Annotated in this window: 11 protein-coding genes, 1 tRNA gene and 1 other RNA gene; 6 read left to right on the forward strand and 7 right to left on the reverse strand. The window is 74.3% G+C overall.

All coding sequences use genetic code 11. The annotated features are described in order from the left end of the window. Window positions 1–9 precede the first annotated feature (9 nt). Window positions 10–567: a hypothetical protein gene (locus B4U46_RS18520; RefSeq protein WP_079428862.1), complete on the reverse strand. Its 558-nt coding sequence runs from the start codon at window positions 565–567 to the stop codon at window positions 10–12. Window positions 568–691: 124 nt separating this feature from the next. Here B4U46_RS18520 and B4U46_RS18525 point away from each other — a divergent pair, with 124 nt between their 5' ends. After that, window positions 692–1,204: a PadR family transcriptional regulator gene (locus tag B4U46_RS18525; RefSeq protein ID WP_079428864.1), complete on the forward strand. Its 513-nt coding sequence runs from the start codon at window positions 692–694 to the stop codon at window positions 1,202–1,204. Between the two features lie 112 nt (window positions 1,205–1,316). On the opposite strand, the gene B4U46_RS18530 is transcribed toward B4U46_RS18525, so the two are convergent. Next, window positions 1,317–1,760 carry a luciferase family protein gene (locus B4U46_RS18530; protein WP_079428866.1) on the reverse strand — a complete coding sequence of 148 codons (444 nt, stop codon included), beginning with the start codon at window positions 1,758–1,760 and terminating at the stop codon, window positions 1,317–1,319. A 71-nt stretch (window positions 1,761–1,831) separates the two neighbouring features. After that, complete coding sequence (locus B4U46_RS18535) at window positions 1,832–2,383, reverse strand: NAD(P)H-dependent oxidoreductase (protein WP_079428868.1); 552 nt, start codon at window positions 2,381–2,383, stop codon at window positions 1,832–1,834. 275 nt (window positions 2,384–2,658) lie between these two features. Here B4U46_RS18535 and B4U46_RS18540 point away from each other — a divergent pair, with 275 nt between their 5' ends. Beyond that, window positions 2,659–5,247 (forward strand): AAA family ATPase, encoded by a 2,589-nt coding sequence (locus B4U46_RS18540; RefSeq protein WP_079428870.1) that lies wholly within the window; start codon window positions 2,659–2,661, stop codon window positions 5,245–5,247. A gap of 6 nt (window positions 5,248–5,253) precedes the next feature. Here the strand turns inward: B4U46_RS18540 and B4U46_RS18545 are convergent, their stop codons facing one another. Then, window positions 5,254–5,889 carry a TetR/AcrR family transcriptional regulator gene (locus B4U46_RS18545; RefSeq protein WP_079428872.1) on the reverse strand — a complete coding sequence of 212 codons (636 nt, stop codon included), beginning with the start codon at window positions 5,887–5,889 and terminating at the stop codon, window positions 5,254–5,256. Window positions 5,890–5,999: 110 nt separating this feature from the next. Here B4U46_RS18545 and B4U46_RS18550 point away from each other — a divergent pair, with 110 nt between their 5' ends. Continuing rightward, window positions 6,000–6,671 (forward strand): hypothetical protein, encoded by a 672-nt coding sequence (locus B4U46_RS18550; protein WP_079428874.1) that lies wholly within the window; start codon window positions 6,000–6,002, stop codon window positions 6,669–6,671. 82 nt (window positions 6,672–6,753) lie between these two features. On the opposite strand, the gene B4U46_RS18555 is transcribed toward B4U46_RS18550, so the two are convergent. The 3 genes from B4U46_RS18555 to B4U46_RS18565 all read right to left on the reverse strand — a co-directional run bounded on the left by B4U46_RS18555 (window position 6,754) and on the right by B4U46_RS18565 (window position 7,639). After that, entirely contained in the window at window positions 6,754–7,182 is a 429-nt protein-coding gene (locus B4U46_RS18555; RefSeq protein WP_079428876.1) for a PIN domain nuclease, read from the reverse strand. Beyond that, a complete protein-coding gene (locus B4U46_RS18560; protein ID WP_079428878.1) occupies window positions 7,179–7,394 on the reverse strand; it encodes a type II toxin-antitoxin system VapB family antitoxin in 216 nt (71 codons plus the stop codon). Before B4U46_RS18560 ends, B4U46_RS18555 begins: the two co-directional genes overlap by 4 nt. Window positions 7,395–7,551: 157 nt before the next feature. Further along, a tRNA-Ser gene (locus tag B4U46_RS18565) sits at window positions 7,552–7,639 on the reverse strand. Between the two features lie 120 nt (window positions 7,640–7,759). Between B4U46_RS18565 and ffs the strand changes: the two genes are divergently transcribed. The 3 genes from ffs to purD all read left to right on the forward strand — a co-directional run bounded on the left by ffs (window position 7,760) and on the right by purD (window position 11,507). Then, window positions 7,760–7,858, forward strand: an RNA gene (gene ffs / locus B4U46_RS18570) — signal recognition particle sRNA small type. A gap of 54 nt (window positions 7,859–7,912) precedes the next feature. Continuing rightward, window positions 7,913–10,192, forward strand: coding sequence for a DNA polymerase III subunit gamma and tau (locus B4U46_RS18575; protein WP_079428880.1), 2,280 nt, complete (start codon window positions 7,913–7,915; stop codon window positions 10,190–10,192). A gap of 61 nt (window positions 10,193–10,253) precedes the next feature. Beyond that, window positions 10,254–11,507 carry a phosphoribosylamine--glycine ligase gene (gene purD / locus B4U46_RS18580; protein ID WP_079431843.1) on the forward strand — a complete coding sequence of 418 codons (1,254 nt, stop codon included), beginning with the start codon at window positions 10,254–10,256 and terminating at the stop codon, window positions 11,505–11,507. Window positions 11,508–11,785: the final 278 nt, after the last annotated feature.

Raw genomic sequence — 11,785 nt, forward strand, 5'->3', positions numbered from 1 at the left:
CGGAGCCGTTCACCGGGCGGCGGCGGCCCCCGCCTGCAGGGAGGCGACGTAGCGGGAGGTGAAGAGCATCGGCAGGACGAACCCGGCGGCCTGCACGGCCGTGGCCGCCGTCGAGTGCCCCTGGCCCGCGTGGGCGAGGAGCGCGAGGGCTCCGGCGGTCAGCGCGAAGGCGGCCGTCCAGACGCCGGTGATGACCGTGTTGGCCCGGACGAAGGGCCGCAGCCCCCAGACCTCGCGCGGGGTGGTGCGCTTGGCGATGCCCAGCGTGAAGGGCCGGCGGATCAGCAGCGAGACGGCGGCGACCAGGGCCAGGACGCCCGAGGAAAGGGCCGCCGAGTAGTCGTGCACGCCCGAGTGCGGGTCGGTGAAGGCGATGCCCGCCAGGGCCGCGAAGAAGACCGCCGAGCCGGTCTCGATGATCAGCGCGTCGAACCCGGCCCCCTCGCGCCGCTGCTGGAGGATCATCGCCACCGCGGCCACCAGTGCGGCGAGCGCGCCCCACTGCCACTGGGCGGACGGGATGACCGCGAAGACGATCCACGGAAGGAAGGTGCGTACGTACGACATCGAAGACCCCCGGTTGCTGCTGCTGCCGCTCGCGCGGCCCGCCGCCCTGACGTTCCTGTTCTGACACCCCGAATGTAGACGTTCCAAGACTGACATGTCAATGTTGGAATGTAAGGTGAAGGGTATGAGCCTTCGACACGCCCTCCTCGGACTCCTCTCCGAACGCCCGGCCAGTGGCTACGACCTGCTGAAGCGCTTCGAGACCTCACTGGCCAACGTCTGGCCCGCCACCCAGAGCCAGGTGTACGGCGAACTGGCCAAACTCGCCGCTGCCGGGCTGATCAGCGTCTCGGCGGAGGGCCCGCGCGGCCGCAAGGAGTACACCCTCACCGACGAGGGACTGGCCGAACTGCGTCACTGGCTGACGGAGACCAAGCCGCAGCGCAACACCCGCAGCGACATCCTGCTGAGGGTCTTCTTCCTCGGCGTCCTGCCCCCCGAGCAGGCCGGCGCCTACCTGACCGGCCTGATGGAACTCTCCGACCAGGAGTACGAGGCCCTGCGCGCCCTGGAGCAGTCGATCGACTGGGGCGCGGACAACCTGTCGGTGCACGGCCGGATCGCCCTGGAGTACGGCCTCCGCTTCAACGCGATGCGCCGCGACTGGGCCCGCTGGGCGGCCGCCCAGCTCGGCTAGGGCCGCCGCCCCCGGCTCGGCAGACGGCGAAGAGGGCCGGACCGCCACAGCGGTCCGGCCCTCTTCGCCGGCGCGGGCCCACAGGGGTGGACCGCGTTACGCCGTCACTCCGTCACTTCGCACCCATCGCGTACCGGTACGAGAAGTGGACGATCTCCCAGACCGTCTCCAGCTCCTGCGCCGTCCTCGGCCCGTACACCAGCACCACGGCCTGGACCGGGTGGTGCACGCCCCAGCCCGCGGCGATCACGTCCTCCTCCGCCTCCTTCGGGAGCGTGAGGTGGAGCGAGCCGTCGTGGTGGGGGTGGATGTGGGCCCACTCCCTACCGCGCTGGAAGGCCTCGACCGGGCCCGTGCCGATGCCCTCGGGGATGAAGAGGGACCGGGCGTGCGGGACCGAGACCAGCGTGGGGGCCATGTAGACGTACGGCAGCGCGCGCATCCGTCCCCACAGCTCCTCCTGCAGCATGATCGGGGAGATCTGCGAGCCCTGGCCGTGCGGGGCCGGGCCGAAGACCCGCGGGGCCGCGCCTTCGCGGGGCGTCAGCGTGAGCATGGCGGTGTTCCTTTCCGGCCGGCGACCCGGCCGCAGCGTGCGCTTCCCAAGGGGGCTGCGGCGGGTGAGCGTCAGGCGTTCGCCTTGGTGGCGAGCTGCTCGAGCACCTGGAGGACCGCGGTGGCGACCTCGGCGTCGTCGCCGGGGTGGGTCTCGGCGAAGCGGGTGACGGAACCGGCGACGGAGAGGCGGGCCTCCTCGAGCACGGCCGCGCCGGCGATGCCGGCCGACTTGCGGGTCTCGTCCTGGGCCCACACGCCGCCGTAGCTGCCGAAGGCGGTACCGATGACGGCGACCGGCTTGCCGGTGATCGCGCCGGTGCCGTACGGGCGGGACAGCCAGTCGATCGCGTTCTTCAGCACGGCGGGGATGGTGCCGTTGTACTCGGGCGAGACGAGCAGGAGCGCGTCCGCGCCCGCCACCGCCGCCCGAAGGTCGGCCGCCGCACCGGGCACGGAACCCTCGACGTCGATGTCCTCGTTGTAGAAGGGGATCTCCGCAAGACCCTCGTGGATCTCGACGGAGACGTGGCCGGGCGCGTGCTTGACGGCCGCCTCGGCCAGTTGACGGTTGTGCGAGCCGGCCCGGAGGCTGCCGACGAGGGCGAGGACGCGCACGGTCATGATCGGACTCCTTGGTGAGAGACGCTGCAGGTCGGATCCCGCGGCGAACACCGCGATCCCGGTCCCGACGGTAGGCGCGGGCGCCGGAGTGCTGCCTGAGCACCGCTTGAGGACCAGGTCACGGGGGGTGCCGCGAACCCGGTCCCGACCGTAGGCGGGGGCGTCACCGGGCGGATCAGTAAGGTTTCTGGCAGGGGCTACGTAACTCCGCCGGGAGCGGCGAGGGTTGCGTAGGTGCGCCGGGGGAGGCGCGGGCAGCGAGGGGGGAGCGGCACATGCTCTACGGGCGGCAGGCCGAGGAAGCGGCGCTCGACGCGCTGCTCGAGGCGGCGCGGGAAGGCCGCGGGGGCGCGCTCGTCCTGCGCGGGGAGGCGGGCATCGGCAAGTCCGCCCTGCTGGACCGCATCCCGGCCGGCCCGGGGCACACGCTGCTGCGGGTGGGCGGCTGCGAGGCCGAACGCGACCTCGTCGGCGCCGCCATGCTCCAGCTGCTGTGGCCCGTACAGGACCTGGTCGCCCAGCTGCCCGGCCCACAGGCGCAGGCACTGCGCACCGTACTCGGCGGCTCCGCCGGGCCCGCCGACCGGTACACGACCGGGCTCGCCCTGCTCACCCTGCTCGCCCGCCTCGCCGAGTCCGGCCCGGTGGTCTGCGTCGTCGACGACGCCCAGTGGCTGGACCAGAGCAGCGCGGACGCCCTGCTCTTCGCGGCCCGGAGGATCGCCGCCGAGCCGGTGGCCCTCGTCTTCGCCGCGCGCGACGAGGGCTTCGACGCGCGCGGCCTGCCCGAACTCCACCTCCCCCGGCTGGACCGGCGGGCCGCCTCCGAACTGCTCGACCGCTACCGGCTGTCCGCCCCGCGCCGCGCCCAGGTCCTGGAGAGCGCGGACGGAAACCCCCTGGCCCTGCTGGAATTCGGCCGCGACGGCCGGGGCGCGGGGCCCTGCGGCGGCCGGCGGGTCACCGACCGCGTGCTCGCCTCCTTCCGCGACACCATCGCCGAACTGGACGAGGACGTACGGCTGCTGCTGCTCACCGCCGCCGCGGACAGCAGCCGTGACCTGGCCTCCGTACTGGCCACCGTCGACGCGCTCGGCGGCAGCGGGCCCGAGGCGCTGGAGTCGGCGGAACGGTCGGGACTGCTCCGGGTCGACGTCGCCGGGGCCGCCTTCCGGCACCCGCTGATGCGCGCCGCCGCCTACCAGGGCGCCGCCTCCGTCCACCGCACCCGCGTCCACCGCGAACTCGCCGCCCGCGCGGCCGACGCCGACGTCCGCGCCCACCACCTGGCCCTGGCCGCCCTCGGACCGGACGCCGCCGTGGCCGCCGAGGTCTCCCGGGCGGCCGACCGCGCCCGGGACCGGGCCGCGCCCGCCATCGCCTGCGACCTCTACCAGCGCGCCGCGGCCCTCTCCACCTCCCTGCCGGACCGCGGACGGAGGCTGCGCCGCGCCGCCGCCGCGGCCGTGGCGGCGGGGGACCTGCCCCTGGCCGCCACCCTGGCCGCACAGGCGTGCCCCCTCGCCGGCACCGGACCGGAACGGGCCGCCCTCGCCGAGGTCCGCGCCGCCGTGGAGTTCGAGCGTGGCGACCAGGCCGCCGCGGCACGGATCCTGGTCGCGGGCGCCCCGGAAGCCGGCCCCGGACCGGCGGCGGCGATGCTGCGCACCGCGGCGACGTACGCCTGGTTCTCCGGGGACGCCGACTCGGTACGCGCCTGCGCCCGGCTCCTCCCCGGCGACCACACCGTCCAGGGCATGGCCGGGCTGGTCGACGGCGACCACCGGGCCGGGCTCGCCGCGCTCGCCGCTGCCGCCGCCGAGGGCGGCCCGGGCATGCGCCCCGTCTACGCGGCGGCCCTGCTCGGCGCCGACGACCGGGTGGAGGAACTGGTCACCGCCGAAGTGGCCCGCAGACGCCGGGAAGGCCTGGTGGGCGGGCTCCCCGAGGCGCTGCAGATGCTCGCCCGGCTCCAGGTGATCCAGGGCCGCCACCGCGACGCGGAGGCGTCGGTGGCCGAGGCCCGGGCCGTCGCCGAGGACTGCGGGATGCCCCAGCGCGTCGGCCGGCTGGACGTGGCCCTGGCCCGGATCGCCGCGGTCGAGGGGGACCCGGAGCGGTGCCGGGCGGCGGCGGGCGGGACCGTCGACGGCGGGATAGCGGTCGCCTGCACGCTCAGCCTGCTCGACCTGGGCCTGGGCCGCTACGAGGAGGCACTGGACCGCCTGGAGTCGGCGTGGACCCGCCCGGGCCACTACATGACGGCCCTGGTGTCCGCGACCGGCGACCTGGTCGAGGCCGCCGTCCGGCTCGGCGCCCCCGAACGCGCCCGGCTCCCGTGGCAGCGCCTGGCGTCCTGGGCGCAGGCCGGCGGGCAGCCCTGGGCCCGGGCCCTCGCGCTGCGCTGCGAGGCGCAGCTGACGGGACGCGAAGGGGCCTTCGCCGAGGCCGAGCTCCTCCACGGGCAGGGCGGCCGCCCCTTCGAGGCCGCCCGCACGCTGCTGGCCCACGGGGAGTGGCTGCGCCGCGCCCGCCGCCAGGCGGAAGCGCGGGCCCGCCTGCACCCCGCCCTGGAGGTCTTCGAGCGCCTGCGCGCAACCCCCTGGGCCGAGCGCACCCGCGCCGAACTCCGCGCCGCGGGGGAATCCGCCGCCCCGGCCGTCCCCACCGCCCGCGCCCTCGCGGACCGCCTCACCCCGCAGGAGCTCCAGGTGGTGCGCCTGGCGGCCGAGGGCCGCAGCAGCCGCGAGGTCGCCGCCCTGCTCTTCCTGAGCCCGCGCACGGTGGAACACCACCTGTACAAGGCCTACCCGAAGCTGGGCATCCGCTCCCGCACGGAACTGGCCCGCCTGGACCTGGACTGACCGTCGCTACCGCGCTTCCACGAGCGTCGCGAAGCCGGCGCAGAGCAGGCGCAGGCTCCGGGTGAACTTCTCGTCCTGGCTCAGGTGCGGCATCGAGGGGCCCATGAGCAGGGGGAACCGCTCGCGCAGTTCGGCGTGGAGCTCGGGGGTGACGGCGGGGTGCGCGGCCGGCTGGTTCTGTTCCTGGAGGACGAAGCCGGTGACGTGGCTGAGCAGGGTGTCGGCGGCGATGCCGCAGTGCCCGGCGGGCAGGCCGGCGTCGAGGAGGGTGCGCAGCAGCCGTTCCATCAGGGAGAGGGCGCCGGTGCTGAGCGTGCCGGGGCTCTCGGCGAGGAGCTGGGCGCCGCCGGGGTGCTCCTTGATGCTCAGGCGCAGGGCGGTGGCCTGTGCCTCGACCTGCTCCTGCCAGGCGGCTGCGGGCGGGAGGCCCGCGAGGGCCTGCGTTCCGGCGTCGTGCGCCCGCCGGCAGACCCGGTCGGCCATCAGCGCGAGCAGTTCGTCCTTGCCGCGCACGTGGTAGTAGAGGCTGCCCGCATGGGTGTCGAGGCGGTCGGCGACCTGGCGCATGGACAGGTTCTGGTAGCCGACCTCTGCGAAGACGGCCATGCCCGCGTCGACGATGCGCTCCTTGGTGAGCTTCATGCGTTCCACCGTACAACGTATTCCAACACTGTTGGAATCTCTGCTAGCTTTGCCCCAACAGATTTTCGAACGGTGTTGGAAACGCCGTCGCCAGGGGGAGGAGCCGGAGCATGGAGGCGATCGCCTTCAACGTGACCACGGCCGCGCTGATGGTCATGATGGTCAACTGCGGGCTCGGCGTGGTCGGGCGCGGCACGCTGCGGTCGCGGCCGCTGCCCTGGGCGGCCGTCGCCCTGACCGCCGTCGCCGTCGGCGGGGTCGTGCTCCAGCTGCTGTGGTCCGGGGCCATGGACGCGCTGGACGCGGACCCGGCCAAGTCCGGCTGGTGGCGCGAGTTCACCTCGGTGTTCATGCAGAACGGCGGCCTCTTCGGCGGCCTGTGGAACCTCGTCACCCTGGCCGCGGTCGCCGCGCTCGCCCAGTGGTACTGGGGCGGCCCGCTGACCCTCGGCTTCTTCCTCGCCGGCATCGTGCTCCCCGGCCGGATCGACGCCCTGCTCGGCTTCGGCGGCGGCCCGGGCACCGACCCGCGCAACTTCGCCGGCAGCTCGGGCGCCACCTACTTCCTCGGCGCCACCCTCGCCCTCGCCTTCCTCACCCGCACCCGCCTCCCCAAGGAGATCGCCCTGGCGGTGGGCGTCCCCGCCCTCGGTCTCGCGATGTGGCTGACGCAGGAGAACGGCCACGGCCTGGTGGCCGCCTACGGCTTCGCCCTCGCAGCGGCAACCTGGACGATCCGCCGCCACCTCCCCCACCCCACGCCGACCCACACGACCACCTGACCCCCGCCCGCCCCGAACCGGGGAAACGCCAGAGGGCCGGACCGCTCGCGCGGTCCGGCCCTCTCGCCTGCTTTACGTCTGCTTACACCTGCTTACGGCCCTCGGGGCCGTACCACTGAAGCGGCTGGCCGGTCACAGCGGCGATGCTTTCGAAGTCGTGGTCACAGTGCAGGAGGGTGAGCCCCTGCAACTCGGCAGTCGCGGCGACGACGAGGTCCACCGCACCGGCGCTGCGGTGCTTGCCCTGCTTGGTGAGGGCCTCCTGAACCTGCCAGGCGCGGTCGTAAGCCCGGTCGTCGACGGGGACCCAGCCGAAGAGCAGTCGCACGTCCTCGATACCGCGCGCCCGGTCGGCAGCCGACCGGGCGCTGTAGAAGAACTCCAGCTCGGTGATGGGGCACGTGGCGACCAGGCCGGCGGCCGCCGCCTGGTCCCAGCCGTACTGCTCCGCGTCGCCCCGCATGAAGCGGGCGAGGGCGCTGGTGTCGATCAGGTAGAGAGCGGCGTTCAACGTCGGTAGTTCCGCTTGTCCTCGAAGAGGGTCAGATCGAACGCGCCTTCGTCGGCCGCGGCGCGCAGGCGGGTCAGGGCCAGCGCCCGCCGCCTGTTCTCCAGCACCTCGCGCAGGGCTGTGTTGACCGTCTCCTTCTTGGTGCTGGTCCCCAGGGCCTTGGCCACGTCTGCCACCAGCTCGTCATCGAGGTCAATCACTGTCCGACTCATGATGCACCTCCTTGATATCAAGTATGGAACCAAGTGTATCTCGCGCAGTTCATCGATGCCACGGGCGACGGGGGCGACGCGCACGAGGCCCTGACCGCGGACGGTGCCGGGGAAACGCCAGAGGGCCGGACCGCTGATGCGGTCCGGCCCTCTGGGCTGGCGGAGGATACGAGATTCGAACTCGTGAGGGGTTGCCCCCAACACGCTTTCCAAGCGTGCGCCCTAGGCCTCTAGGCGAATCCTCCGCCGCAAACAATACAAGACGTTGAGGGGTGCTCGCGAACACGATCCGGATCGGGGGGCGGGGCGGGGGAGGGCGGTCGGGGCGGGCTCGATTCCGGGGGGTTCCATCCGCTAGGGTGGGTGCCAGCCCCTCACGTGGCGCTATCTCACCCAACTCCCCCAGGGCCGGAAGGCAGCAAGGGTAAGTGGGCTCTGGCGGGTGCGTGGGGGGCGCTTTGCGTTCCGGGGGCGGCGGCGGGCGGCCGTTGTCGGTGGGCCCGGATAACCTCGTAGACGTGTCGTCCCTTGCGCTGTACCGCCGCTATCGCCCCGAGTCGTTCGCCGAGGTCATCGGGCAGGAGCATGTCACTGTCCCGCTGATGCAGGCCCTGCGGAACAACCGGGTCAACCACGCGTACCTGTTCAGCGGGCCGCGCGGGTGTGGAAAGACGACCAGCGCGCGCATCCTGGCCCGCTGCCTCAACTGTGAGCAGGGTCCCACTCCCGACCCCTGCGGCGAGTGCCAGTCCTGCCGTGACCTGGCGAGGAACGGGCCGGGCTCGATCGACGTGATCGAGATCGACGCCGCCTCCCACGGTGGTGTCGACGACGCCCGTGACCTGCGCGAGAAGGCCTTCTTCGGGCCCGCGTCCAGCCGGTACAAGATCTACATCATCGACGAGGCCCACATGGTCACCTCGGCGGGCTTCAACGCCCTGCTGAAGGTGGTCGAGGAGCCGCCGGAGCACCTCAAGTTCATCTTCGCGACGACCGAGCCCGAGAAGGTCATCGGGACGATCCGGTCGCGTACGCACCACTATCCGTTCCGGCTCGTGCCGCCCGGGACGCTGAGGGACTACCTCGGCGAGGTGTGCGGGCGCGAGGGCGCCGAGGTCGAGGACGGGGTGCTGCCGCTCGTCGTGCGGGCCGGCGCCGGGTCCGTGCGTGACTCCATGTCCGTCATGGACCAGCTCCTCGCCGGTGCGGGCGAGGAGGGTGTGACGTATGCCATGGCCACCTCCCTGCTCGGCTACACCGAGGGCTCGCTGCTCGACTCCGTCGTGGACGCCTTCGCCGCCGGGGACGGGGCCGCCGCGTTCGAGGTCGTCGACCGGGTGGTCGAGGGCGGGAACGACCCGCGCCGGTTCGTCGCCGACCTGCTGGAGCGGCTGCGCGACCTGGTGATCCTGGCCGCCGTGCCCGACGCCGGGGAGAAGGGGCTCATCGACGCCCCCGCCGACGTGGTGGAGCGGATGCAGGCGCAGGCTTCGGTCTTCGGCGCCGCCGAGCTCAGCCGCGCCGCCGACCTGGTCAACGCCGGGCTCACGGAGATGCGCGGGGCCACCTCGCCGCGCCTCCAGCTGGAGCTGATCTGCGCCCGGGTGCTGCTCCCGGCCGCCTTCGACGACGAGCGGTCCGTGCAGGCCCGGCTCGACCGGCTGGAGCGCAGCGGTCCGCCCGCTGGTGCCGCCTTCGCCGGCTCGTCCGCCGGGCCGGTGGCCATGGGGTACGTGCCCGGACCCGACGTCCACGGGATGGCCCCGGCCGGGCCGGGGGGCGGGGTGGCCGCCGCGCGTGCCGCTGTACGGGGCCCCGTGGCGGATGCCGGGCCGGTGCAGGCGCCCGCTCCCGCGGCGGTTCCGGCCCCGGCAGCGGTACCGGCGCCCGTGGCCGAGCCGGCGCAGGCTCCCGTTCAGGCCCCGGCTCCGGTTCAGGCCCCGGCTCCTCCCGTTCAGACGCCGCCCGCGCAGGCGCCCGGGGCGTGGCCCGGTGCCGCGCAGCCCGGCAGCGGCGCGCCCGCGCCCGCCGCGCCGCCCGCCGCCACCGCGCCCGGTGCCTGGCCCGGAGCCGGTGGTGGCGCTCCCGCCGCGGGGGCCTGGCCCACCGCGGCCGCGCCCGGCAGCGGCGCCCCCGCACGGACGCCCGCTCCGGCCCCCGCGCCGGCGCAGGCCGCGCCCGCCGCGGCCGGTTCCGCCGCGCCCTCCGCCGAGATGGCGGCCGGGGCCGGGCAGGTGCAGGCGATGTGGCCGGGCGTGCTGGAGGCCGTCAAGAACCGCCGCCGCTTCACCTGGATCCTGCTCAGCCAGAACGCCCAGGTCACCGGCTTCGACGGGACCACCCTGCAGCTCGCCTTCCCCAACCCCGGAGCCCGCGACAACTTCGCGAGCAGCGGCAGCGAGGACGTCCTGAAGGCGGTGCTCGCCGAGCAGTTCCAGGTGCACTGGAAGATCGACGCCGTCGTGGGCGGAGGGAGCTCCGCTCCCTCGGCACCCTCGTACGGGGCCCCGGCCGGCCCCGCCTACAGCCCGCCCCCGGCGCCCGCCTACAGCCCGCCGCCCTCTGCGGCGTCATCCCCGCAGGCCCCCGCCCCGCAGCAGCAGCCGTCGCAGCCGCCGGCCCCGCAGGCGGCCCCCGCGCCGCAGCCGCCCGTGCAGCACGCGCCGCCGCCGGTGGCCCCCGAGGACGACGTGCCCGAGGCGGACGATCCCGACCTCGTCGACAGCGCCCTGACCGGACACGACCTGATCGTGCGCGAGCTCGGAGCGACCGTTGTGGAGGAATACACGAACGAGTAGGCCCCCGGTATTGGGGTGGCCGCACGAAACCGGCCACGCCGTCCGGGCTACCCTGGGCGGCGTGAAGGTCCTCGTCATCGGCGGCGGCGCCCGCGAACATGCCCTGTGCCGCTCTCTGTCCCTCGACCCCGACGTCTCCGCGCTGTACTGCGCCCCCGGCAACGCCGGCATCGCCGAGGTGGCCGAGCTGCGCCCGGTCGACGCCCTCGACGGCGACGCGGTCGCCGCGCTCGCCACGGAACTCGGCGCCGACCTGGTCGTCGTCGGCCCGGAGGCACCGCTGGTCGCCGGGGTCGGCGACGCCGTCCGCGCGGCCGGCATCCCCGTCTTCGGCCCGTCCGGCGAGGCGGCGCAGCTGGAGGGCTCCAAGGCCTTCGCCAAGGACGTGATGGCCGCCGCAGGCGTCCCGACCGCCCGCAGCTACGTCTGCACCACCGCCGAGGAGGTCGACGCGGCCCTGGACGCCTTCGGCGCCCCGTACGTGGTCAAGGACGACGGCCTCGCCGCAGGCAAGGGCGTCGTCGTCACCGAGGACCGCGAGGCCGCCCGGGCGCACGCCGCCGGCTGCGACCGCGTCGTCATCGAGGAGTACCTCGACGGCCCCGAGGTCTCCCTCTTCGCCATCACCGACGGCGTCACCGTGCTGCCGCTCCAGCCCGCGCAGGACTTCAAGCGCGCGCTCGACGGCGACGAGGGCCCCAACACCGGCGGCATGGGTGCGTACTCCCCGCTCCCGTGGGCCGACCCGAAGCTGGTCGAGGAGGTCCTGGAGACCGTCCTCCAGCCGACCGTGGACGAGCTCCGCCACCGCGGCACCCCCTTCTCCGGCCTGCTCTACGCCGGTCTCGCGCTCACCGGCCGCGGTACCCGGGTGATCGAGTTCAACGCCCGCTTCGGCGACCCCGAGACCCAGGTCGTCCTCGCCCGGCTGCGCACCCCGCTGGCGGGCGTGCTGCTGGGCGCCGCGAACGGCACCCTGGACACCCTGCCGCCGCTGACCTGGAGCGACGAGGCCGCCGTCACGGTGGTCATCGCCTCGCACAACTACCCCGGCACCCCGCGCACCGGGGACCCGATCGAGGGGCTCGCCGAGGTGGCGGCCGAGGACGGCCCCGAGGCGTACGTGCTGCACGCCGGGACCCGCCGGGAGGGCGATTCCGTCGTCAGCGCGGGCGGCCGCGTGCTGTCGGTGACGGCGACCGGCACGGACCTGGCGCAGGCCCGCGAGAGGGCTTATAAGGCCGTCGCACGGATCCGGCTCGACGGTTCCCAGCACCGCACGGACATCGCCGCGAAGGCGGCCGAGGGCCGCTGACCAGCAGGCCCGTGAGTACCGGGGGCCCGGGGCGCGACGGCGCGCACCGGGCCCTCGCGTGCCCCCGCGTGCGCCTGCCTCCAGCGGCGCTCGAGCGCACCCACCTTTGCCCAAAGCCATTCCATCGGGTGATGGTCCCCTTGTCCGCCTGACGGCCGCGTGCGCCCCAACTAGGGTGCGGCGCAAGCATTCCGGCACATGGCCCACCGGCATTGCGATGTCAGTGGCGGGTGTCACAGTGGGGGAGTGAGCAAAGCCGCCGCAGGGCAGAGGGGGTG

Origin of the sequence: Streptomyces katrae, from assembly GCF_002028425.1 — a bacterium.
Lineage (GTDB): Bacteria > Actinomycetota > Actinomycetes > Streptomycetales > Streptomycetaceae > Streptomyces > Streptomyces katrae_A.

Coding starts and splice junctions, on each gene's coding strand:
- B4U46_RS18520 (WP_079428862.1), bottom strand. CDS start 567: ATGTCGTACGTACGCACCTTCCTTCCGTGGATCGTCTTCGCGGTCATC.
- B4U46_RS18525 (WP_079428864.1), top strand. CDS start 692: ATGAGCCTTCGACACGCCCTCCTCGGACTCCTCTCCGAACGCCCGGCC.
- B4U46_RS18540 (WP_079428870.1), top strand. CDS start 2,659: ATGCTCTACGGGCGGCAGGCCGAGGAAGCGGCGCTCGACGCGCTGCTC.
- B4U46_RS18550 (WP_079428874.1), top strand. CDS start 6,000: ATGGAGGCGATCGCCTTCAACGTGACCACGGCCGCGCTGATGGTCATG.
- B4U46_RS18535 (WP_079428868.1), bottom strand. CDS start 2,383: ATGACCGTGCGCGTCCTCGCCCTCGTCGGCAGCCTCCGGGCCGGCTCG.
- B4U46_RS18545 (WP_079428872.1), bottom strand. CDS start 5,889: ATGAAGCTCACCAAGGAGCGCATCGTCGACGCGGGCATGGCCGTCTTC.
- B4U46_RS18530 (WP_079428866.1), bottom strand. CDS start 1,760: ATGCTCACGCTGACGCCCCGCGAAGGCGCGGCCCCGCGGGTCTTCGGC.
- B4U46_RS18560 (WP_079428878.1), bottom strand. CDS start 7,394: ATGAGTCGGACAGTGATTGACCTCGATGACGAGCTGGTGGCAGACGTG.